The sequence below is a fragment of the Micrococcus lylae NBRC 15355 genome, from assembly GCF_001570885.1.
GTDB lineage: Bacteria > Actinomycetota > Actinomycetes > Actinomycetales > Micrococcaceae > Micrococcus > Micrococcus lylae.
On the sequence record NZ_BCSN01000008.1, the window covers coordinates 12,112 to 35,215 of the forward strand.

General features: G+C 71.7%; 18 protein-coding genes. 9 read left to right on the forward strand and 9 right to left on the reverse strand.

Annotated features, from left to right (window positions below; translation table 11 throughout):
• Positions 1–11: 11 nt before the first annotated feature.
• The 6 genes from MLY01S_RS03170 (at position 12) to MLY01S_RS03195 (ending at position 6,805) form a co-directional block, all read left to right on the forward strand.
• Positions 12–1,418 carry an acyl-CoA dehydrogenase family protein gene (locus tag MLY01S_RS03170; RefSeq protein ID WP_082739592.1) on the forward strand — a complete coding sequence of 469 codons (1,407 nt, stop codon included), beginning with the start codon at positions 12–14 and terminating at the stop codon, positions 1,416–1,418.
• A complete protein-coding gene (locus MLY01S_RS03175) occupies positions 1,415–2,812 on the forward strand; it encodes an LLM class flavin-dependent oxidoreductase (RefSeq protein ID WP_067189245.1) in 1,398 nt (465 codons plus the stop codon). The genes MLY01S_RS03170 and MLY01S_RS03175 overlap by 4 nt, the downstream gene beginning before the upstream one ends.
• Entirely contained in the window at positions 2,809–3,621 is an 813-nt protein-coding gene (locus MLY01S_RS03180) for a methionine ABC transporter ATP-binding protein (protein WP_067189247.1), read from the forward strand. Before MLY01S_RS03175 ends, MLY01S_RS03180 begins: the two co-directional genes overlap by 4 nt.
• Positions 3,614–4,288, forward strand: a complete 675-nt coding sequence (locus tag MLY01S_RS03185) for a methionine ABC transporter permease (RefSeq protein WP_067189249.1) — start codon at positions 3,614–3,616, stop codon at positions 4,286–4,288. Before MLY01S_RS03180 ends, MLY01S_RS03185 begins: the two co-directional genes overlap by 8 nt.
• A gap of 5 nt (positions 4,289–4,293) precedes the next feature.
• Positions 4,294–5,217 carry a MetQ/NlpA family ABC transporter substrate-binding protein gene (locus MLY01S_RS03190; RefSeq protein WP_067189251.1) on the forward strand — a complete coding sequence of 308 codons (924 nt, stop codon included), beginning with the start codon at positions 4,294–4,296 and terminating at the stop codon, positions 5,215–5,217.
• 331 nt (positions 5,218–5,548) lie between these two features.
• Complete coding sequence (locus MLY01S_RS03195) at positions 5,549–6,805, forward strand: acyl-CoA dehydrogenase family protein (RefSeq protein WP_067189253.1); 1,257 nt, start codon at positions 5,549–5,551, stop codon at positions 6,803–6,805.
• Here MLY01S_RS03195 and MLY01S_RS03200 read toward each other — a convergent pair.
• A complete protein-coding gene (locus MLY01S_RS03200; RefSeq protein WP_082739593.1) occupies positions 6,769–8,169 on the reverse strand; it encodes an MFS transporter in 1,401 nt (466 codons plus the stop codon). The two genes, MLY01S_RS03195 and MLY01S_RS03200, sit on opposite strands and share 37 nt — an antisense overlap.
• A 487-nt stretch (positions 8,170–8,656) precedes the next feature.
• Between MLY01S_RS03200 and MLY01S_RS03205 the strand changes: the two genes are divergently transcribed.
• Both MLY01S_RS03205 and MLY01S_RS03210 read left to right on the forward strand, forming a co-directional pair.
• Positions 8,657–10,072: an LLM class flavin-dependent oxidoreductase gene (locus MLY01S_RS03205; protein WP_067189257.1), complete on the forward strand. Its 1,416-nt coding sequence runs from the start codon at positions 8,657–8,659 to the stop codon at positions 10,070–10,072.
• 189 nt (positions 10,073–10,261) lie between these two features.
• Positions 10,262–11,134 (forward strand): hypothetical protein, encoded by an 873-nt coding sequence (locus MLY01S_RS03210; protein ID WP_067189259.1) that lies wholly within the window; start codon positions 10,262–10,264, stop codon positions 11,132–11,134.
• 111 nt (positions 11,135–11,245) lie between these two features.
• Here MLY01S_RS03210 and MLY01S_RS03215 read toward each other — a convergent pair whose 3' ends face one another.
• The 6 genes from MLY01S_RS03215 to purS form a co-directional block, all read right to left on the reverse strand.
• Entirely contained in the window at positions 11,246–11,593 is a 348-nt protein-coding gene (locus MLY01S_RS03215; RefSeq protein ID WP_067189309.1) for a YtxH domain-containing protein, read from the reverse strand.
• Between the two features lie 152 nt (positions 11,594–11,745).
• Positions 11,746–14,409: an HAD-IC family P-type ATPase gene (locus MLY01S_RS03220; protein ID WP_082739594.1), complete on the reverse strand. Its 2,664-nt coding sequence runs from the start codon at positions 14,407–14,409 to the stop codon at positions 11,746–11,748.
• A 162-nt stretch (positions 14,410–14,571) separates the two neighbouring features.
• Positions 14,572–15,255 carry a LysE family translocator gene (locus tag MLY01S_RS03225; RefSeq protein ID WP_067189261.1) on the reverse strand — a complete coding sequence of 228 codons (684 nt, stop codon included), beginning with the start codon at positions 15,253–15,255 and terminating at the stop codon, positions 14,572–14,574.
• A 239-nt stretch (positions 15,256–15,494) separates the two neighbouring features.
• Positions 15,495–17,801: a phosphoribosylformylglycinamidine synthase subunit PurL gene (gene purL, locus MLY01S_RS03230; protein ID WP_067189263.1), complete on the reverse strand. Its 2,307-nt coding sequence runs from the start codon at positions 17,799–17,801 to the stop codon at positions 15,495–15,497.
• Complete coding sequence (purQ, locus tag MLY01S_RS03235; protein WP_067189264.1) at positions 17,798–18,592, reverse strand: phosphoribosylformylglycinamidine synthase subunit PurQ; 795 nt, start codon at positions 18,590–18,592, stop codon at positions 17,798–17,800. The genes purL and purQ overlap by 4 nt, the downstream gene beginning before the upstream one ends.
• On the reverse strand, positions 18,592–18,858 hold the full coding sequence (gene purS, locus MLY01S_RS03240; protein ID WP_067189266.1) for a phosphoribosylformylglycinamidine synthase subunit PurS: 267 nt from the start codon (positions 18,856–18,858) through the stop codon (positions 18,592–18,594). Before purS ends, purQ begins: the two co-directional genes overlap by 1 nt.
• 370 nt (positions 18,859–19,228) lie before the next feature.
• On the opposite strand from purS, the gene MLY01S_RS03245 reads away from it, so the two are divergent.
• On the forward strand, positions 19,229–20,383 hold the full coding sequence (locus MLY01S_RS03245; protein WP_067189268.1) for a hypothetical protein: 1,155 nt from the start codon (positions 19,229–19,231) through the stop codon (positions 20,381–20,383).
• A 152-nt stretch (positions 20,384–20,535) separates the two neighbouring features.
• On the opposite strand, the gene MLY01S_RS03250 is transcribed toward MLY01S_RS03245, so the two are convergent.
• Together MLY01S_RS03250 and MLY01S_RS03255 are read right to left on the reverse strand one after the other, a co-directional pair.
• Positions 20,536–21,150, reverse strand: coding sequence for a TetR/AcrR family transcriptional regulator (locus tag MLY01S_RS03250; protein WP_067189270.1), 615 nt, complete (start codon positions 21,148–21,150; stop codon positions 20,536–20,538).
• A complete protein-coding gene (locus MLY01S_RS03255) occupies positions 21,143–22,870 on the reverse strand; it encodes an MFS transporter (protein WP_245232115.1) in 1,728 nt (575 codons plus the stop codon). The genes MLY01S_RS03250 and MLY01S_RS03255 overlap by 8 nt, the downstream gene beginning before the upstream one ends.
• Between the last annotated feature and the right edge of the window lie 234 nt (positions 22,871–23,104).

A 23,104-nucleotide genomic window follows, 5' to 3' on the forward strand; every position in this document is an offset into this window, starting at 1 on the left:
GGAGCCCGCGCATGTCTGCGCCCCTCACCGCACCCCACGACCCGACCGTGAACGCGGTCCCCACCCGTCCGCCGCTGGCCGTCACCCCGGACGTCCCGGACACCGACGACCTCGCTCGACTGCGGCAGCGGTTCGCCCCGATCTTCGAGCGCATCGCCGCCGGCGCCGCCGAGCGGGACGTGAACCGCACCCTGCCGTACGAGCAGATCCGCGAGCTCAACGCCGCCGGCTTCGCCACCCTGCGCGTTCCCCGCTCCCACGGGGGACCGGAGGTGAGCGTGCGGACGCTGACCGCCCTGCTGGTGGAGCTGGCGGCCGCCGACTCGAACGTGGCCCACCAGTACCGCTCCCACTACGGGTTCCTGGAGTCCCTGCGCCACAAATCGTCCGCCCAGCAGGAGCGCTGGTACCGGTTGATCCTCGAGGGAGCCACCGTGGGCAACGCATCCACGGAGACCTCGGGCAACGCACTGGGCACCCTCAACACCCGGCTCGAGCCCCGTCCGGGCGGCGGCGCGGTCCTCACCGGGCGCAAGGGCTACGCCACCGCGTCCCTGTTCTCCACCCACACCCGGGTCTCCGCGGCCATCACCGACGAGGACGGCAGGACGACGCCGGGCCGCTGCTTCGCCGTGGTGCCCGTCGATCACGAGGGCGTCGAGCTCTACGACGACTGGGACGGCTTCGGGCAGCGCCTCACCGCCACCGGCACCGCCGTGTTCACGTCCGTCCCCGTGGACGGCGCCGACCTCTTCGACCGTCAGGCCGGCACGGCCGAGGCCGTGATCGAGGCCGCCTACTTCCAGCAGTTCCTGCTGGCGGTCCTGGCCGGCATCGCCACCGGCGCCCGGGACACCGCCGCCGAACTGGTGCGCGCCCGCACCCGCACCTTCAACACCGGCTCCGGCGCGCTCTACCGCGAGGACCCGCTGATCCAGGAGGCCGTCGGACGGATCGCCGCCACCGCCTTCTCCGTGACCGCCGCCGTGCTGCACGCCGCCGACGCCCTGGACGCGGCCATCGCCGCGGTCGACGCCGCCGCCGAGGGCGAGGACCTGGCCCTGGAGGTCTACGCGGCCGAGCTGGCCGTGGAACAGGCCCAGGTGACCGTCCCCGAGGCCGCGATCCGTGCCGCCTCCGAGCTGTTCCACGCCGGCGGCGCCTCCAACACCCGCTCCGGCAAGGCCCTCGACCGGTTCTGGCGCAACGCCCAGACCGTGGCCACCCACAACCCCATCCCGTTCCGCGCCCGCTCTGTGGGCGACTGGTTCGTCAACGGCACCCTGCCCGAGGGGCTGAACGCCATCGGCGACGCCGCCGGCGCGCCGAAGCACTCCGAGCAGGGCGGCGCCCCGTCGGCGTCCGGGGCCGAGGCCGGCCCGGCGGTGGGCACTGCGCCGAAGGGAGGGGCACGATGAGCACCGCCTCGTTCCGCCTCTGCGCCTTCGAGATGATGACACCGGTGCATCAGTCTCCGGGGCTGTGGCGCCACCCGGACTCCCGCATCGCGGAGTTCGACAGGCTCTCCTACTGGGCCGACCTCGCCCGCACGGCGGAGGACGGCGGCTTCTCCGCGATCTTCCTCGCGGACATCCTCGGCCTCTACGACGTCTACGGCGCAGGCGTGGAGGCCACCGTCCGCGGCGGCGTGCAGTGGCCGCTGCTGGACCCGTTCACCGCGGTCTCCGCCATGGCCGCGGCGACGGACCGAGTGGGCTTCGGCGTCACCGCCTCGGTCACCTACGAGCAGCCCTATCTGCTGGCCCGCACCCTGGCCTCGCTGGACCACTTCACGCACGGCCGGATCGGCTGGAACATCGTCACCAGCTACCAGGACTCCGCCGCGCGGAACCTCGGCCTCCAGGAGCAGATCCCACACGACGAGCGCTACGACCGCGCCGACGAGTACCTGGACGCGATCTACCGCCAGTTCGAGGGATCCGTGGAGCCCGGCGCGATCCTCGCTGACGCGGACGCCGGCGTCTTCGCCGACCCCGCCAGGGTCCACCCGGTCGGGGCCGACGGCCCCCACGTGAAGCTCCCCGGCGTCACCCTTGCCCACCCCGGCCCGCAGGGCACCCCGTTCCTGTTCCAGGCCGGCGGCTCCCCGCGCGGACGGCGCTTCGCCCAGGAGCACGCCGAGGCCGTCTTCTACATCGGCCCCACCACGTCGCATGTGCGCCGGTTCGTGGAGCAGACCCGCGCCGAGCTCGCCGAGGCCGGACGGCCCGCGGACGCCATCCAGGTGTTCGCCATGGTCACGGTGGTGGTGGACGAGACGGACGAGCAAGCCCGGCAGCGGCTTGAGGACTACCGCCGGTACGTGGACGTCGAGGGGGCGCTCGCGCTCTTCGGCGGCTGGACGGGCATGGACCTGTCCGGCCTGGACCCGGACGCCCCGCTGGAGCATGTGGAGAACGAGACCTCGCGGACGGCCTTGGCGGCCTTCACCACCCAGTCCCCGGACCGTGAGTGGACGGTGCGGGAGGTCGCGGAGTTCGTGAGCATCGGGGGCCGCGGCCCGGTGATCGTGGGTTCGCCGCAGACCGTGGCGGACGAGCTGCAGCGCTGGCAGGCCGAGACCGGGGTGGACGGGTTCAACGTCTGCGCCGCGGTCCGCCCGGCCGACCTCGAACGGTTCGCCGACCTGGTCACCCCGGAGCTGCGCCGCCGTGGTGTGCTCGCCGAGCCCGCTGCCGGCCGCACCCTGCGGGAGAACCTCACCGGTGCCGGCCCCCGGCTTCCCGAGGATCACCGCGGGGCAGGGTTCCGCCATGGCACCGACACCATCGTCACGGAGGTCGCCCCATGATCACCCTGCGCGACGTCACCACCGTCTTCAGCACCCCCACCGGTCCGTACACCGCCGTGGACGGGGCGCACCTCGAGATTCCGGCCGGCAGCATCCAGGGGATCATCGGATTCTCAGGGGCGGGCAAGTCCACGCTGCTGCGCAACATCAACCTCCTCGAGAGGCCCACGTCCGGGCAGGTGGTCGTCGGCGGCACCGATCTGACCGAGCTCTCCGTGGAGGAGCTGCGCCGGGCCCGGCACGGCATCGGGATGGTGTTCCAGAACTTCAACCTGGTCAACAACCTGACCGCCGCCAAGAACGTCGAGCTGTCCCTGAAGTTCGCGGGCGTCGCCGGGACCGAGCGCCGTCGTCGTGCCCTGGAGGCACTGGCGATCGTGGACTTGGCGGACAAGGCCGATTCCTATCCGGCGGCCCTCTCCGGCGGGCAGAAGCAGCGGGTGGCGATCGCCCGGGCGCTGGCCACCGAGCCGGCCGTGCTGTTGTGTGACGAACCGACCTCCGCCGTCGATCCCCGCACCACCACCTCCGTGCTGCAGTACCTCGCGGACATCAACCGGGACCTGGGCATCACTACCGTGATCGTCACGCATGAGATGAACGTGGTGCGGGCCCTGGCGGACCATGTGGCCGTCATGGAGGCCGGGCGAATCGTGGAGCGGTTCGCGCTCGCCGAGCTGGAGGCCGGCACGTTCACTCCGGCGACGGCGATCGGCGCCCACCTCGTGGCCGACGAGATCGTCCTGGACCGTCGTCGGACCCCTGTCGGTGCCGGGGTCACACCCGGTGAGGAGGCCCACCATGGCTGAGTTCCTCGACCGCCTCGTGGAGGTCGGCCCCGAGCTGGCGACCTCGCTCTGGCAGACCGTGCTGATGCTGCTGATCGCCATCCCGATCGCGGTTGGGCTCGGCACCCCGCTGGGGATCTGGCTGCACACCCACGGTCCGCGCGGCCTGCAGCACACGCCCCGGATCCACCGGATCGTCGACGCGATCGTGAACGTGGTCCGTTCCTTCCCGTTCCTGATCCTGCTGATCGCGATCATCCCGTTCACCCGGTTCGTGGTCGGCACCACGATCGGCACGGCCGCGGTGATCGTGCCGCTGACCATCAACGCGATCCCGTACTTCGCGCGCTTCGTGGAGCAGAATCTCGGCCAGCTCGACCCCGGCGTGGTCGAGGCGGCTCGGGCCATGGGAGCCACACGCGGTCAGATCATCCGCGACGTCCTCCTCGTGGACGCGAAGCCCGCGATCGTCGGCTCCGCCACGATCATGACCGTCTCCTTCATCTCCTACTCGGCCATGGCCGGGCTGGTGGGCGGCGGCGGGATCGGCGACTTCGCCATCCGCTACGGCTACTACCGCTACGAGCTGCCCCTGATGGTGGTGGCGATCGTGCTGATGATCGCCCTGGTGGCCGTGGTGCAGACCGGCGGTGCCCGCTGGGCCCGTGCCCTGGACAAGCGGAGGTGAGGGGCATGGCGCATCACAGCACGACGCCGGTCACCCGCCGCGGTCTGCTCAGGACCGGTGCGCTGGTGGTCGGCGGGATCGGCGCCGGTGGAGTCCTGAGCGGCTGCGGTGCCGTCGAGATGGTCTCCGGGACGACGGGCACCGTGCCGCCCCGGGACCCGGCGGACCGCACGCTGCGGATCATCGTGACCGAGTCCGAGCCCTACCAGGAGCCCACAAAGATCGCCCAGAAGCTGCTCGCGGCACAGGGGTGGGAGCTCAAGCCGACCTACGTCACGGACATCATCCAGCCGAACCAGGCCGTGGACGAGGGTGCTTTCGACGTGAACTTCTTCCAGCATGTGGCCTACCTGAAGCAGTTCAACAAGGACTACGACACGTCCGTGGTCCCGCTGTTCTACGTGTACGCACTGCCGGGCGGGCTCTACTCGGACAGGCACGCGAGCATCGAGGACATCCCCGAGGGGGCGACTGTGGCACTGCCTGTGGACCCGTCGAACAACGGCCGGGCGATCCTGCTGCTGCGGGAGGCCGGGCTGATCACCCTTCGGCGGGAGCCGGAGTCCGTCATCGAGGTCTCGCAGTCGTTGATCGCACAGAACCCTCGGAACCTGCGGCTCGTTGAGCTCGACCAGCAGGCGTTGCTCAACACGCGCCAGGACGTGGACCTCGGGTTCCTCTCGCTGCGCAACGCCGCTGTGTTGGGGCTGACGCGCGAGGACGCGCTCGTCTTCGAGGACGGCGAATCGGAGCGGCCGTTCCGGATCCTCGTGGGGACGAGGCCCGAGTTCGCGGGGACCGAGGCGGCGCGGATGCTGCGCGAGGCCTACCAGTCGGCGGAGGTGCGGCAGTGGTTCGCGGGCTACCAGGGCGGGACCCTGCCCCTGCCGTGGGACGCCGACGCCGAGAAGGACTACGCGCAGGTGTGAGCCCGGTGGGCGTCCCAAGGACCGCGACCTGCCCGAGCGGTCCGGACGCCCGCGCCGAACGCCCGCCCCGGGACCCTGGACCCCAGCGCCTTCGGACCCAGCGCCTTCGGACCCAGCGCCTTCGATCCGAAGCGGAGACCGCGCCGCGTACTCTCCTTCGGATCGAGGGCGCTGTCTTCTCGGGGACCCGCGAATCCGGGGTGCTCGATCCGTTCCGGAGCACGCCAGAAGCGCTCCGGAACGGATCGAGGGGAGGGGCTTTCGGTGCGCACCGTGAGACGCACGGTGCGCACCCCGCCCGAGCGGCCGTCGTCGTGTCAGCATGGATGCCATGAGCAGCACCTACACCGACCTCGCCGACCGCTTCGCCGACCTCTTCGCCGCGGTGGGGAAGGGCGACCGGGCGCGTGAGGCCGGCCGGCACCTGCCGTTCGCGGTGCAGCAGCAGCTGCGGGAGGCTGGGCTCGGGATGGTCTCCGTCGCCGCGGAGGCCGGCGGCGAGGGGGCAGGGCACGAGGACGTGCTGCGCCTGCTCATGGACCTGGCCGCCCAGGACGTGAACACCGCCCATCTGTGGCGCTCGCACCTGGTGTTCGTGGCCGCCGTGGACGACCAGCCTGCGAGGACCCGACGCCGCTGGCTCAGGCACCTGGCCTCCGGAGAGTGGGGCGGCTCCGCGCTCGCCGAGCGCTCCGGCGCCGCCCCGGGGAAGGCCGCCACCACCGCCACGAAGGACGAGGGCGGCACCTGGGTGGTCACGGGTGAGAAGTACTACGCCACGGGCACCGCCTTCGCCACGTGGACCATCGTCACGGTCGGCATGGAGGGTGCGGACCTGGTGTCCCGCCGCAACTCCAAGCGCGCCGGCGGCGTGGTCCGGGAGCCCGAGCGTGCCGTGGCCGTGGTCCGCGTCCGCCAGCCACGGGTGCGCATCAAGGACGACTGGGACGGCTTCGGCCAGCGCATGACCGCCACCGGCTCGGTGCTGCTGGACGGCGCCGCCGCCGAGGACCTGCTGGAGATCCCGCGCCCCCACGGCCCGGTCCCGGTGCTGGAGGAGGCATCCCTGCTGGCGCTGCAGGTGGGCGTCGCCCGGGCCGCGCTCGCCGAGGGCGTGGACCTGCTGCGCCGGCGCCGTCGCACCTTCAACACCGGCACCGCCGAGCGCCCGCAGCAGGACCCGCAGCTGCTGGAGATCGTCGGGCGCATGGCCGGGCAGGTCTCGGCCGCCGAGGAGATGGTCCGCGTGGTGGGCCGGGCCATGGACGTCGCCGCCGGCCTGGAGGCGGGCGGGAACCACGACGACGGCAGCCTCGCCTCCGCCTGGGACGACGCCATGATCGCCGCCTACCGTGCCCAGGCGGTGGTGCCGCAGTTCGTGCTCGATGTCTGCACGCACATCTTCGACACCCTCGGAGCGTCGTCGACGTCCACTGTCCTGCAGCTGGACCGCCACTGGCGCAATGCCCGCACCATCGCCACCCATGACCCGGCCTCCTTCAAGGTCCGGATCGCCGGAGACCACCTGGTCAACGGCACCGTGCCGATCGCCTACACCTCCGCCGGGGACGTGCCGGACGAACGCTGAGGCGGGCGGGTCAGCAGGAAGAAGGCCGCCGCCGCGATCAGTGCCAGCGCCGGCCAGAGCACCAGGGGAGCGGCCAGGCCGGCGAGCTCGCCCAGCAGCCCTCCGCCGAGGGCGGCCACGGGCACGCACCCCATGGTCACCATGCGCCGTGCAGCAAAGGTGCGGCCGAGGGATGCCGGGGGCACCGTCTGTGCCGCAAAGGCGGCCCCGGCCACGTTGGTCACCGTCAGGGTGAGGGCCCACAGGGCGGCGAAGAGAGCCATGAGCACGCTCCCGGCCTCCGGACGCAGATACGCGGCCAGCGGCAGTGTGGCCACCCCGGCCTGGACCAGCGCCCCGAACGCGAACAGCCTCCGCGGTGCCACTGCCTCGGTGATCCGTGAGGCCACGGCGCTCGCCGCCAGCGCCGAGACGGCGGCCACCGTGCCCAGCAGGCCGAAGAACGCCGGCCCGAGGTCCAGGTGCCGCAGCACCAGCAGCGGCTCCACCGTGTCCCCGATCGCCAGGCCGATGTTGCCGGCGGTGACGAGCAGAGTGGTCGCCAGCAGCAGGCGGTTCCCGGCGATGATCCGGAATCCGTGCAGCAGGCCGGGCCTCGGTGCTTCTGGTGTGCAGCCCTCGCGCAGACCCTGGCCGTCGGTGTCTGGTCCGTCACCGGTCTCGACGTCGGCGTCTGCATCTGTGGCGACCACGTCGTCCGCCCCGCCGTCCGCGTCCTGGCGGCCGACACTGCTGACTCTGCGCACCAGCGCACGGACCCCGACCAGGGCGAGGACGAAGAGCCCGACAGCCACGCCCCACGGCACCCCCGGAGCGGACAGGGCGAGCAGGAGACCTGCGCCGCCCGGTGCCACGATCCCGGCGACAGCGTCTGCGGCCGCCATCCGCGAGACGAGGGCGGACACCTGATCCCGGCCGGTCACCTGCGGGACCACCGCAGTCTGCGCATTCTCGCTCGCCACCGTGCAGACGCCCAGCAGCGTGGCCAGCACCAGCACCGCCGCTGTGGACAGCACCCCGCTCACGTAGAGGCCGAGCATGGTCCCGGCCAGCACGGTCTTCGTCGCCAGTGAGGCGACGAGCATGCGGGCCGGTCCCCAGGCGTCGGTGGCGGCGCCGATCGGCACGGCGAGCAGCACGAAGGACAGTGAGCTGAGGGCGTTCAGCAGGCCGAGTTCGGCTGCGCCGAAGCCGAGCGAGGTGACCACGACGACCGCCAGCACAGTGTCCAGCAGCTGCACGCCGGCGGCATCGAGGCCGTTGGAGGCCAGAAGTCTGCGGCGAGTTCCGAGGTCGGCGGCGGCACGCCCGCCAGAGTGATGAGCAGGGGCAGGATGCGGCCCCGGCAGGGGAGGGGTGTTCATGGAAGAGCTCTCTATGGGATCCGGACACGGTCAAGACCCCTCGCACGGGGCGAGGGGGTGCGATCGCGTCGGATCAGGCGTGGAGCTTCATCACATGGAACATGGCCGTCACCCTACCGGACTGCGCTTCCGGCTCGCCGCCGTCGTCGAGCCAGAGACTTCGGTCCCTTCGCGGCATGCCGAAGTGACCACTTCCTCTGGTTCGGCCCGCCGCCGTCGCCGAGCCAGAGACTTCGGTCCCTTCGCGGCATGCCGAAGTGACCACTTCCTCTGGTTCGGCGCGATGGCCCCCCCCTGGTTCGGCCCGACGGCGACGTCACGAACCCGGCGCCGGAGGCACGCGAGGCGACGGCGCCGCCGTCGTGAAGCCTCTGCGGCAACCGACTACCGCAGCACACCGGCGGAGGCGTTGCATGGTCCCAGCCGCCCGGACTCGCACACCCCGCCGAGGCCGGTTCCCGCACCAGAAGCGCTGAAGGAGCACCCCATGAGCACTGCCGAGAAGGCCGGAGCCGCAGCATCCGCCGGACCGCACACGAACCGCGAGATCCTCTTCAACGCGTTCGACATGAACTGCGTGGCCCACCAGTCGCCCGGGCTGTGGCGGCACCCGGAGGACCGCGCCCGGGACTACAACACCCTCGGCTACTGGACGCACCTGGCGCAGACGCTGGAGAAGGGCCTGTTCGACGGGCTGTTCATCGCCGACGTCCTCGGCCCGTACTCCGTGTACGGAGGCACCTCCGAGGCCGCCGTCAGGACCGGGGCGCAGACCCCCGTGAACGATCCGTTCCTGCTCGTCTCCGCGATGGCCGCGGTCACCGAGCACCTCGGCTTCGGCGTCACCGCCGGCACCGCCTATGAGCACCCCTACCCATTCGCACGCCGCCTCGCCACGCTCGACCACCTCACGGGCGGCCGCGTGGGCTGGAACGTGGTCACCGGCTACCTGCCCTCCGCCGCCCAGAACATGGGCCAGGACGACCAGATGGAGCACGACGAACGGTACGACCACGCGGATGAGTACCTCGACGTCGTGTACAAGCTGCTCGAGAAGTCCTGGGAGGAGGACGCCGTCGTCTATGACAAGGCCTCCGGTGTGTTCGCGGACCCGGCCAAGGTCCACGACATCGCCCACGAGGGCACGTGGTTCAAGGTCCCCGGCCACGCCGTCACCGAGCCGTCCGTGCAGCGCACCCCCGTGATCTACCAGGCCGGCGCCTCCACACGCGGCCGCGCCTTCGCCGGCAAGCACGCCGAGGCCGTGTTCATCAACTCCCCCACGAAGGAGCTGGCGGCGGCCACTGTGAAGAAGATCCGCCAGGCGGTGGCGGAGGCCGGCCGCGACCCGTACGACGTGAAGATCTTCGCGATGCAGACCGTGGTCACCGGCGCCACCGACGAGGACGCGCGGGCCAAGTACGACGACCTGGCACAGTACGTGGACCCGCTGGGCGGCCTCGTGCTGATGTCCGGCTGGATGGGCATCGACCTGTCCCGGTACGAGCTGGACGAGCCGATCGGAGACGTGGAGTCGAACGCCATCCAGTCCACCGTGGAGACCTTCCAGAAGGCCTCCGGCACGGACGAGGAGTGGACGGTGCGCAAGCTCGCCGAGTGGGTGGGCATCGGCGGCTTCGGTCCCGTGATCGTGGGCGGCGGTGAGTCCGCGGCCCGTCAGCTCGCCGACTGGGCCGATGAGACGGACGTGGACGGCTTCAACCTCGCCTACCACATCACCCCCGGCACCTTCGAGGACATCGTGGAGTTCGTGGTGCCTCAGCTGCAGAGACTCGGCCGCTACAAGACCGCGTACACGGACGGCACGCTGCGCCACAAGCTCTTCGGCGCCGGAGACCGGGTGAAGCCGACCCACCGGGCCGCGCAGGTCACCCTGGGCTGATCCGGGCCTTCTTCCCGACGACGGCCCCTCGCCCCCGACGGACCCTCGCCCCCGGCGGGCGCCCCGCCTTCGGCCGCTGCGCCCGCCTCCGGCTGCAGCGCCCCGCCGACGGTCCCCCGCCTCCGGCCGCAGCGCCCGCCGGGTACCGTGGAAGGGCAGATCCCTGCACCCCGACGGAAGGATCCCCGCGTGATCTCCTCGACGCCCCGCACCGCCGCCGACCGTTCCGCCGCAGGTGCGCTGTCCCGCCTCGGCCTGGGCGCCCTGGCCGTCACGGCCGCCCTGACGCTCTCCGCCTGCGGCGGCCCGGACTCCGCCGGTGAGGCATGGGACGGCGCCCGGGAGCAGCTCGCGGAGGCCGAGTCCTTCCGGCTCACGGCGGAGCTTCCCGAGGAGGCGCTGCAGGGCGGTGCGGCCTCCGGCACCCTCGAGGCCTCCGGGAGCACCGGGGAGCCGAACGGCCAGCTGACCATGCGCATGAAGGCCGACCAGGGGGACTTCTCCATGGAGGTGCGCGAGGTCGGAGAGAAGGGCTACATCCGCATGGACGTGGACGGCGAAGACCTGGACCAGAACGCCAAGGCGATGATGGGCCTGGGGGACAAGTGGATCGCCCAGGACGTCCCGGAAGACCAGAGGGGCATGATCGGCTCTCTGCGTGAGTCGATGCTGGCCAAGCTCCCTGACGCCGGCGCCCTCGAGGGCGTTGACGCGGAGGCGCAGGAGGTCGACCGCGACGGTGAGAAGGCCTACCGCTATGAGATCCCCCAGGACATCGCCGAGTCCGCTGCCCAGGAGGCGGAGACCGAGGGGGAGGACTCCGACGGTCTGGACCAGGGTGCGGCCGCCCTGAACGAGCTCGACATGTCCCTGGTGCACGCCTTCGTGGTGGACGGGGACGGCGAGCTCCTCGCCCTGGAGCTCCGGGGTGAAGAGGGTGAGGACGGTGAGAAGGCCCCTGCCACCGAGATGACGTTCTCCGGCTGGGATTCGGTGGAGGAGGTCGAGGCCCCCGCGGAAGACGAGGTCCGCGAGGCGCCTGGCATCGACGGTCAGGGCTGACCGCCCGGACTCGACGGCCAGGGCTGACCGCCCGGCTGGTGTGCATGCGCACAAAGGCCCCCGACCGGGAACGATCGGGGGCCTTCGCATCGCGCCTCAGGCGCAGACGGCTCAGTTCTGAGCGCCGGCCGGGCCTTCGGAGGACATCGGGGTGGACGGGTCGGAGACCACGTCGGCGTCGGCCTTGACGGCGCTGTCGCCGTTGCCGGAGACCTTGGCCTTCGCGTCGTCCACCTTGTGCTGGACGGTGGAGGTCAGGTTCTGGACCTTCTCGTTGGACTTGGCCTCCTCCCACTTCTGGGTGGCCTGGCCCTGGACCTGCGAGACCTTCTCCTGGGTCTTCGGGTCGTTCCAGAACTTCTGGGCGTTGTTGGTCATCTTGTTCAGGTTCTGGCGGCCCTCACGGGAACCGAGGAAGTAGCCGAGGGCGGCACCGACGCCAAGGGTGATCAGACGCATGTCCATTCTCCTTCTGTAGGAACGGGGGCGGTGGGCTGCGGAGCCGAGGCGGCCCCCCTCGTCAGGCCCATCCGCCGTTTGAGTCCCACTTTTGCCGTACCGAGGCCGCCAGGTCAACGTCTGGGCGCGGATTCAGCCCAGGGCGTGTGGTGTCAGGCCTGCGAAGCCGCAGATGGGACGGGGTGGAGCGTGGGCCTCACCACTCTTGCGTGGTGGACGCGGTGGACCAGCTCGATCAGGGCGCATCCGGCCACGGCGATCGTCACCGCGGCGGCCAGCAGGTCCGGGGCCGGCACCTCGATCAGGTGGTACCAGCGGGACGCCGGCACGGCCAGCACCAGGGCGAGCAGGGCGTACATGGCCAGCACGAGGACCGCCGTGCGCTTCGTGAACGGTCGCGTCATCACCGTGAGCACCCACAGGCCCATGAGCGTCAGCGTGATCATGGCGGCCGCCTGCTGCTGGGCGGGCGAGGCCGGGACGGCGGCGAACAGGCGGATGTAGGCGCCGAGGGCGAGCAGGCCGAGCAGGATCACCGTGCCGGACGGGACCGCGAACAGCAGGGCCCGCTTCAGGAATCCGGGCACGTAGCGGCGCGGGTTGGACAGCAGTGCCAGGAAGAACGTCGGCAGGCCGATCATCAGGAAGTCCACCGTGGAGGCCTGACGCGGCAGCAGCGGGAACTGCCAGAACAGCAGGGAGAAGACCACCCCGAAGAAGGCGGCGTAGGTGGTCTTGGTCAGATAGATGTGCGCCAGGCGCTCCATGTTCGCGATGACCTGGCGGCCCTCTTTGAGCACGGAGGGCAGGCGCGCGAACCTCCCGTCCAGCAGCACGAGGCGGGAGACCGCCTTCGTGGCGGGCGCCGCGTTGCCCATGGCGATGCCGAGGTCCGCGGACTTCAGCGCCAGGGCGTCGTTCACGCCGTCGCCGGTCATGGCCACCACGTGGCCGCGTGCCTGCAGGGCCTTCACCATGGACTGCTTCTGCTCCGGGCTCACCCGGCCGAACACCTCGTGGGCGTCCATGACGTCGGCGAGCTCGTCCGCATCCTCCGGCAGCCGACGGGCGTCCACGGCCTCCCCGGCCAGCTCCATGCCGACCTCGCGGGCGACGGCCGCCACCGTGCGGGGGCTGTCTCCGGAGATCACCTTGATCTGCACGCCCTGCTCCCGGAAGTAGTCCAGGGTCTCCGCGGCGTCCTCGCGCACGTCCTCGGCGAAGGTCAGGATCGCGACCGGGCGGATGCCCGAGGGCAGGCGGTCGCCGTCCAGCGGGCGGTCCGTGCGGCACAGCAGGATCGTGCGCAGCCCCGCGTCCGCGGTGATCGTGCAGCGGGCGGTCAGCTCCTCCGCACCCTGCACACCGATCGTCTCCACATCCACCAGCGCCTCCGGGGCACCCATCAGCCAGGTGCCCGCCAGGCCGGGGACCTGCTCTTCGGCGGCCGCGTCGAAGGCGAGCGCGGACCAGCGGCGGGCGCTCGAGAACGCCACCGCCTGCGCCGGGCGCACGTCCGGGACCTCGGCGAACGGCTCCCGCAGGGCGGCGGCCGTCGGATTGGCGTCCGGGTCCGCGCCGGCCACGGCCAGCACGGCCCGGGCAGCGGGGGAGAGGGTGGAGGCCCCGGCCGGCTCGGCAGCCGTGAGCAGCTCTCCGGCGGAGGCGACGTCCCCGTCCCGGGCGCGGCCCGAGGCGGAGGCACGGGCGCCGTCGTCGTCAAGGGCGGACGGAACCGCAGGATCCGTGTCCCAGGGGTGGGCGCCGTGGAAGACGATGCCGCCCTCGGTGAGCGTGCCGGTCTTGTCCACGCAGACCACGTCCACGCGGGCGAGGATCTCCACCGCCGGCTGCTCCTGGATCAGCACCTGCTCACGAGCCAGCTTCAGCGCGGCCACGGCGAAGGAGATGGTGGTCATCAGCGCCAGGCCCTGCGGGATCATGCTGGTCACCGCGGCCACGGACGCCACCAGGGCCGGCTCCAGGGCCGCCTCGCGCGGGTTCGCCAGGGCGTAGGACCAGCCCCCGAAGGCCTGCACCTGGCCGTGGACGATGACCGCCACGATCGGGATCAGGGCGAACGTGATCCAGGAGGCCACCTTCTCCAGGGCTCCGCGCAGCTCGGAGGAGATCTTGGTGAAGCGGCGGGCCTGTGCCGCGAGCCTGGAGGCGTGCGAGTCCGCGCCGACCGCGGTGGCCCGCACCAGGCCGGCGCCGGCGATCACCGCGGACCCGGAGAGCACGGTGTCCCCCGGGCGCTTCGGCACCGCGTCCGACTCGCCGGTGAGCAGGGACTCGTCCAGGTCCAGACCCTCCGCGGTGAGGACCTCGGCGTCCACCGGCACCTGGTCGCCGCGGCGCAGCGCCACCAGGTCGTCCAGGACCACATCCGCCAGGGCGACGGTCTTCCGGGAGCCGTCCCGGACCACCGTGACGCCGTCCTGGTGCAGCAGCGCGATCTTCTCCAGCTTCCGCTTGGCCGAGTACTCCTGGACCACACCGATGACCACGTTGGCCACGGCGGCCAGGCAGAACAGCAGGTCCAGCCATCGGCCGAGCACGATCACCACAGCGGCGGCCAGGCCGATCGTGAGGTTGAACAGGGTCAGGACGTGGACACGGAGGATCATGGCCAGCGAGCGAGACGTGTCGTCTGGCTGGGCGTTGGTCTTGCCGGCGGCCACACGCTCGGCGACCTGCGCCGAGGTCAGGCCGGTCAGGTCCCCGGCGGGTACGCCGGTGGGCATGCCGGAGGACCGGGAGGGGCCGGAGGCGTGGAGGCCGGTGGCCGACGTCGTCCCGTCCTCGGCTGTCATCCCGGTGCGTCCCTCCTGTGGTCCTGGCGGGCGGATCCCCGCCCGGCCCGCGGGGCAGAAGGCGGGCCGGTGACCCACTCTAATCGGGGGCTGTGGGCCGCCGTATCCGACTCAGGGAGGAGATCCGGCGGCGGTGGTGCGCCCGGCCCGCACCGCAGGCGCTCAGCGGGCGTCGTCCAGCAGGAGGAGGCCGCCGAACAGCAGCAGGACGCCGCCGGTGACACGGTCGATCCAGTCGGTCGCACGCGTGCCCGTCAACAGCCGGCGGAAGGCGTGCGCAGCGGCGATGAGCACGGCGAAGAACACCAGTGTCAGCGCCGCGTGCACGCCGGCCAGCGAGAGCCCCATGAGCCAGGCGGGCACGCCCTGCGCCATGAACTGCGGGATCAGCGCCAGATAGAAGACGCCCACCTTCGGATTCAGCAGGTTCGTGGTGAACCCGCGCAGGAAACCGCGGGAAAGCCTTTCCGCAGGTGCGGCAGCGGGGGCCGGGCCGGGGCCCGCGGGGACCGTCTCCAGCATGTCCGTCACGGGGTCGGGCTCCTGCCCGCCTCGCCTGAGCGTTGCGCGGATCATGGAGACGCCGAGCCAGATCAGGTAGGCGGCACCGACCGCCTTGAGAGCCGTGTAGGCCAGGTCCGAGGCCGCGAGCAGTGCGGCGATGCCCACCGCCGCGGCCAGCCCCCAGATCAGGGCGCCGGCACAGACGCCCAGACCCGTGACGAGCGCGTGGGAGTGTCCCCTCGTCAGCGCTGAGCGCAGCACCAGGGCCATGTCCAACCCCGGCGTGACCGTCAGCAGCAGGGCGACGCCGGTGAACGCCAGCAGCGCCTGGCCGTACTCCATGCCGGTCCTCCTTCCGGAACGGGGTCTGCGTGCGCCGTGAGGCCGATTCGCGTGGGCCTGCGAGCAGGATAGGGCCGGTGCAGGCGGCCCGCGGCGCGGCGCCCGGACACGGTCCACCGGACGGACGACGACGGCCGCCCACCTCGGTCCCGCAGGTGCGGAACCCGTGGTGAGCGGCCGTCGTCGGGACGCCGGCGTCAGCCGGCCCGCACGGCGGCCCGGTGCGCCGGCGGTGCGGCTCAGCCGAAGTGCTTCGGCAAGGTGGCCTCCCAGGCCTCGCGCAGCTCGGCGATCGGCAGGGTGAACTGGTCCTGCACCTCGAGGGCCCCGGACTCCGCGTCCACCACGCCGATGCGCAGCGCCGGGTAGTTCCGGGCCGTGGTCATGTCCGTGAAGCGGACCTCCTCGGTGCGCGGCACCGAGACCACCGCGCGGGCCTGCGACTCGGAGAACAGGGCGGTGAACGCGTCCACGCCGTCGCGCTCCATGATCCCGTCCAGCACGATCCGGGCGCCCACGCCGAAGCGCAGCACCATCTCGGACAGGGTCGCCGCCAGGCCACCGCCGGAGAGGTCGTGCGCGGCGTCGATCATGCCGTCGCGCGAGGCGTTGACCAGCAGGTCTCCCAGCAGGCGCTCCTTCGCCAGGTCCAGCGTCGGCGGCAGGCCGCCGAGGTGGTCGCGCAGGCGGGCGAACTCCGAGCCGTCCAGCTCGTCCGCCGTGGTGCCGAGCAGGTAGATCGCCTGGCCGTCCGCGTCCTGGCCGAAGCCGGACGGGGTGCGGCGGGAGACGTCGTCGAACTGGCCGAGCACGGCCACCGTGGGGGTGGGGTGGATCGGCGTGCTGCCCGTCTGGTTGTACAGGGACACGTTGCCGCCGGTCACCGGGATGCCGAGGGCCTGGCAGCCGTCCGCCAGGCCGCGCACGGCCTCCGCGAACTGCCACATCACATCCGGGTCCTCGGGGGAGCCGAAGTTCAGGCAGTCGGACACGGCCAGGGGCACGGCCCCGGCGGTGGTGACGTTGCGGTACGCCTCGGCCAGGGAGGCCTGCGCGCCCGTGTAGGGGTCCAGGTAGGTGAACCGGTCGTTGCAGTCCGTGGCCAGGGCCACGCCCATGCCGGTCTCCTCGTCCACGCGCACCACGCCGGCGTCGTCCGGGGAGGCCAGGGCGGTGTTGCCGCGGACGTAGCGGTCGTACTGGCGGGTGATCCAGGAGGTGTCCGCCAGGTTCGGCGAGCTCATCAGCTCCACGACGGCGGCGCGCAGCTCCTCGCCCGTGGCGGGCAGGTGCTGACCGGCCTCGGAGGAGCGGAACGTGTCCGCCTGGAGCTCGTCCTGCCAGGCCGGGCGGGCGTAGGGGCGCTCGTAGACCGGGCCGTCGTGGGCCACGGTGCGCGGGTCCACATCCACGATGACCTCGCCGTCCCAGGTGATGACCAGCCGGCCGTCGCCGGTGACCTCGCCCAGCCAGGAGTACTCGACGTCCCACGTGGCCATGACGGCCTCGAACGCGGCGACGTTCTCCGGCGTCACCACGGCCATCATGCGCTCCTGCGACTCGGACATGAGGATCTCGCCCGGGGTCAGCGTGGAATCGCGCAGCAGCACGTCCGTCAGCTCCACGCGCATGCCGCCCTCGCCGTTGGAGGCGAGCTCGGAGGTGGCGCAGGAGATGCCGGCGGCGCCGAGGTCCTGGATGCCCTCGACGAGGGAGCCGCGGAACAGCTCGAGGCAGCACTCGATGAGCACCTTCTCGGAGAAGGGGTCGCCGACCTGCACCGAGGGGCGCTTGGCGGGCTTGCCGTCGCCGTCGAAGGACTCGGAGGCCAGCACGGAGGCGCCTCCGATGCCGTCCCCGCCGGTGCGGGCACCGAACAGGACCACCTTGTTGCCCACGCCGGAGGCGTTGGCCAGGCGCAGGTCCTCGTGCTTGAGCACGCCCACGGCGAGGGCGTTGACGAGCGGGTTGCCCTGGTAGATCGGGTCGAAGCGGGTCTCGCCGCCGATGTTCGGCAGACCCAGGGAGTTGCCGTACCCGCCGATGCCGGCCACCACACCGTGGAACACGCGGGCGGTGTCCGGGTGGTCGATCGCGCCGAAGCGCAGCGGATCCATCACGGCCACCGGGCGGGCGCCCATGGAGATGATGTCACGCACGATGCCGCCGATGCCCGTGGCAGCTCCCTGGTAGGGCTCCACGTAGGAGGGCGAGTTGTGGGACTCGACCTTGAACGTCACGGCCCAGCCGTCGCCGAGGTCGGTCACGCCGGCGTTCTCGCCGATGCCCACCATCAGGTTCTTCTTCATCTCGTCGGTGAGCTTCTCGCCGAACTGGCGCAGGTGCACCTTCGAGGACTTGTACGAGCAGTGCTCGGACCACATGACGGAGTACATGGCCAGCTCGGCGGCGGTGGGGCGGCGGCCGAGGATCGTCTTGATCTCGGCGTACTCGTTCTCCTTCAGGCCCAGCTCGGCCCAGGGCTGCTCGACCTCGGGGGTGGCGGCGGCGTGCTCGACGGTGTCGATGTTGAACTGCTGGCTCATGCGGCACCTCCGGAGGCGAGGGTGGACAGGACGGACGTGAAGAACGGCAGGCCGTCGAGGCCGGTGCGCAGGCCGTGCTCGGTGTCCGGGCCGAAGCCGGGCTCCACGGCGTGCTCCGGGTGCGGCATGAGGCCCACCACGTTCCCGGCGGCGTTGGTGATGCCCGCGATGTCACGGCGGGAGCCGTTCGGGTTCACGTCCAGGTAGCGGAAGACCACGCGCCCCTCGCCCTCGAGCATGTCGAGCGTGGGCTCGTCCGCCACGTACTGGCCATCCTGGTTCTTCAGCGGGATGGTGATCCGCTGGCCCGGGGCGAAGTCGCGGGTCCAGGCGGTCTCGTTGTTCTCGACGGCGAGGGCCTGGTCGCGGCAGATGAAGTGCAGGTGGTCGTTCTTGATCATCGAGCCCGGCAGCAGGTGGGACTCGGTGAGGATCTGGAAGCCGTTGCAGATGCCGAGGACCGGCAGGCCCCTGGTGGAGCCGGCCTCGCCGCCGGCGGCCGCGGCGATGGCGTCCATCATGGGGGCGAAGCGGGCGATGGCACCGGCGCGCAGGTAGTCGCCGTAGGAGAAGCCGCCGGGGATCACCACGGCGTCCAGGTCCTTGAGCGAGCCGGCGGCGTCCTCGTCCGCATGCCACAGGGACACGGGGGTGGCGCCGGAGAGGCGGACGGCGCGGGCGGCGTCGACGTCGTCGAGCGTGCCCGGGAAGGTCACGACGCCGATTCTGGCGCCGTTGAGCTCTGTGCCGGGAGTGGAGTAGTCCCCGATCAGCGGGATCTCGGTGGTCATCAGGCGGAGGCCTCCGACTCGTCCAGGACGGCGACGTTCACGACGTCCTCGATCACCGGGTTGGACAGCAGCTCGGCTGCGGCGGTGCGGGCCTGCTCGAGGATCTGGTCGGTGACCTCGCCCTCCACGTGCAGCTCGAAGCGCTTGCCCTGGCGGACCTGCTCGAACGCGGTGAAGCCGAGGCGGGGGAGGGCTCCGGCGATGGCCTTGCCCTGCGGGTCGAGGATCTCGGGCTTGGGCATGACGTCGACGACGATGGTGGGCATCCACTGCTCCTGATGTGCCTGGTGCGCCCCGCGCGGCGGGGCCTGCTGACGGTGCTGGAAGCACGGCGGCGCGCCGTCTCGTGCCGTCTCACGTCGGCCTGGGCGCCGGACGCTCCGCGTGCTTGCCCGCCCAGTCTAGCCGGGGGCGTGAGGCCGGGTGGGTGCCGGTGCCTGCCCTCTGCTGCTGATAATCGACGGTTCGTCACGAGATCGAGGAGATTCTCCGCGATCCCCTGACCAACCGTCGATTATCCGGCCCACCGCAGCCGCCACGACACCGGTGCAACCCGCCCGTGCATCGAGCCGACTGCCGGCGGGAGTTGTCCACAGCCGATCGGAGTCGTCCATCCGGACCCCGCAGGCTGGGCACATGGACGACGTTCTCGAACAACGGACCGCTCGGCTTCGGTCGGAGGGTCTCCTCATTCCCGGACATGGGCCGCTGCTCCGGCTGGCGGACGGAGCGCCCAAGTCGGCCGCGAACCTGCTCGGCAAGCTGTGGACGACCGGGCGCGTCGCCCGGCTCTGCCCCGGGGTCTACATCGGTCTCGAGCGCTGGGCCGCCATGGCGCCATGGGACCGATACACCGCGGCGTGCGCGGCCTATGCGCTCACTCATCCGGCGGCCCGGTTCACCGGTGTGACAGCGGCCCACCTGCACGGCCTCCCGCTCGCGGAGACGCCACGCGAGATCTGGCTTCGATCCCGCGTGCCCGGGCACCGTGCCAAGCGGGCGATGACCGCCTCGCCCTTCTCAGACGCTGCTCGAGGGCGGAACCGGCAGAAGCTGTGGGCGCTGCCCGTGGTGCGCTGGACCTGGAACGGCGTCGAGGCCCCGGTCGAAGAGAAGCCGCGGCGCTGGCGTGGCCGGCTTGCGTTGGCTGCCATCGGGTGGACCGCCTGGCCGGCGGCGCCCCTGGCACCGGCCACGGTCGAGGCGCAGCTGAAGGATGGTACGCCGCTCGGTGCTGTCACGGTCGATCCGCTGCCGACGCTGCAGCTTCTCCTGGGGTCCACCCTTCCGTTCCGAGAGGCCGTGGTCGCCCTGGATGGGCTTCACCGCCGTCTGCCCGGTCCCTCTCAGACGTGGGCGGAGAACCATGTCCACAGGCTCAGGAGCAGGGCTGCGACGCAGAGGTTCACCCGGGCCTGGTCCTTCTCGGACGCCCGTGCGGAGTCGGCCGGAGAGTCCCTCGCCCGGGCACTCATCCACGAACTGGGGTTCGTGGCGCCGCAGCTCCAGCGGCGCTTCTTCGCGCCGGACGGGCGGGAGATCGCGCGAACCGACTTCTGGTGGGAGGACGTCCGGGTCGCCGGCGAGTTCGACGGGATCGGCAAGTATGACGTGGACCTCCACGCGGACCCCCGAGACAGGAGGAATTCCATCAACAGAGAGAAGCAACGGGACGTGGAGCTTCGGAGGGTTTGCCGCGACGTCACGCACTGGACGTGGGCTGACCTGAAGGACCCGCGGCGTCTGGAGGCTGAGCTGCTGCGTGTCGGAGTGCCGCGCAGGCAGGCGTGACGACGCCGCCCGGGTTCCGCGGTGAGCGTGCGCGGGCAGCCCCCCGCCAGGATCGACGGTTTGTCATGGGATCGCGGAGAATCTCTGCGATCCCATGACGAACCGTCGATTATCAGCACTGGGGAGCAACGCGGGAGCATGCCCCGACCGCCTCATCCCAACCTGCGGGCCAGCACCTCGGCGGCGTCGTCGATGAGGGCGCGGAACAGGGCGTCGTCGCGGTGCTCGAGCCAGCCGACGGCCGCCCCGAACAGCCCGGACAGCGCCTGCTCGGCCACCAGGGCGACGTCCGCGTCCCGGGCCAGGCCGGTCCGCGCGGCCATGTCCTCCAGCAGCTGCGCCACCACGGCGCGATACTCGCCCTGGCTCTGCCCGGACAGCGCACGCAGCTCCGGATCCCGCGCCGCCATCAGGGACAGCTCGAAGTACGCGGTCTCGGTGTCCGGGTCCGCCATCACCGAGTCCGCATATGCCGTGAACACCTCGGCCACCGCGTGCCGCACGTCCTGTGCCGAGGAGATCTCGCGCTCCCGCTGCGTCGCCGCCAGGTCGTTGAGGTGGCTGATGTCCAGCCGCATGACCTCGCGCAGCAGCTCGTTCTTCGAGGAGAACGCATAGTGCACGGTGCCGTGCGGCACGCCAGCCTCTTTGGCCACAGCGCGGGTGGTCAGGGCCCAGGCGCCGTCGCGCGCCATCACCCGCACGGCGGTCTCGGTCAGCTCCTGACGCCGCTGCTCCAGGGGGACATGGGTGCGCTTCTCAGCCACGGGTCTGCTCCTTCCCGACGGCGGCGCCTGCCTCGTCCTGCACCGCACCGCAGGTGCCGCCCGGCCGGTCCCCGACGAAGGCTCGTGCCTGCGCCTGTCCCTCGCCTCGCGCGGGGGTCGGCTCGGCGGCGCCCCGGCGCACCTCGTGCGCCTCGACCCGCCGCATCTGCGCGGTGTCCCGTGCGGCCGCGGCCTCGGCGATGAACTGCCGGGCGGCGGCCGGCTGCCCCTGTCTGCCCTCCGAGCGCAGGCCGTGCCAGGCCAGCAGCAGGGTGAGCGCGGCCGTGCCGATGCCGATCGCGGCGACGAGGTCCATGCCGGCCATGAACGCGCCGTCGGCGATCTCGAGGAGACGGGTGCCGCCGTCGGGAAGGGACTCGGCGATCCGGTGGGCGGCGGCGAGGGTCTGGGAGGCGGCGTCCGCGGAGGCCGCGTCCATGCCGGGCAGGTCCGCGGTCTCGCGCACCTGCGCCGCATAGAGGGCCATGCCGGCGGTGCCCAGCACCGCGGTTCCCATGGCACCGCCGAACTCATAGCCGGTCTCGGAGATCGCGGCGGCCGCGCCGGCGCGCTCGGGTGGGGCTGCGGTGAGGATGACGTCGTTGGTGAGGGTCTCGGCCAGGCCCACGCCGAGGCCGAACAGGCAGGACAGCAGCGTGAACAGGAGCATGGTCTCGTCCCCGTGCATCTGTGTGCCCGCCCCGAAGCCGCAGATCACCAACCCCAGACCGACCATGATCACGGTGCGCACGGAGACGGTCTTCGCCAGGGCAGGGGCGAGCAGGGTGCCCACTACGGAGGCCGCCGCCAGCGGAAGCATCCACAGGCCGGCCGCAGCCGAGCCCATGCCCTCCACCAGCATCAGGTACTGGGGGAGGAAGAACATCAGGCCCATCAAGGCGAACATGGAGATCACGTTGATGGACACCGCGGAGGTGAAGGCGATGTTCGCGAACAGGGACACGTCGATCATCGGGTTCGCCAGGCGCCGCTGCCGCAGGATGAACCAGGTCAGTGCCGCGCCGCCGGCCGCCAGGCCCACCAGCACGGTCCAGTCCGGGGACTTCGCGGCGGTCTTCAGGGCGTAGACGACGCCGATCAGGCCCACGATGGACAGCAGTGCGGACAGCGGGTCGAAGGGGCCCGGGTGTGGGTCCTTGGACTCCGGCAGCAGGAACGGGGCGAGCAGCAGGAACGCCGCCATGACCGGGACGTTCATGAGGAACACCGAGCCCCACCAGAAGTGCTCGAGCAGCGCACCGCCCACCACGGGGCCGAGCGCGGCTCCGCCGGAGAATGCGGTGGCCCACACGGCGATCGCGGTGCGGCGCTCAGTGCGGTCCGGGAAGATCGTGCGGATCAGGCCGAGGGTGGAGGGCATGAGGGTGGCGCCGCCGATGCCGAGCAGGGCGCGGGCGAGGATCAGCGTCTCCGGGGTGGTGGCGAACGCCGCCACCAGGGAGGCGGCGCCGAACAGCGGGGCGCCGATGAGCAGCAGACGCCGGCGCCCGATCCGGTCGCCGAGGGACCCCATGAAGATCAGCAGTCCGGCCAGCAGGAACGAGTAGAGGTCGATGATCCACAGCAGCTGGGTGGAGCTCGGCTGCAGGTCGGCCGACAGAGACGGCACGGCGATGCCGAGCACGGACATGTCGATGGAGATCAGCAGCACGGGCAGGACCAGCACGGCCATCGCGGTCCAGCGGCGGAGTGCGGACACAGGGCACCTCACGGGGAAGTTCGGGTTAGGACGCGGACCATCCTGACACAGAGTTGGCCGGGCGGCCAAGTCCTTTTGGCCATCTGGCCGAAAGTGTGGTGGGCGGCGCCTGCGGCCGGTGCCCCGTCGGTGCGTGCTCAGGCGGATGGGCGCGGGCCGGGGGCCTGCTCGGCGTCCTTCGTCTGTCCCCGGGCGAACCGCTCCGCCCTCGGCGGAGGGGCCTGCTCGGACGCC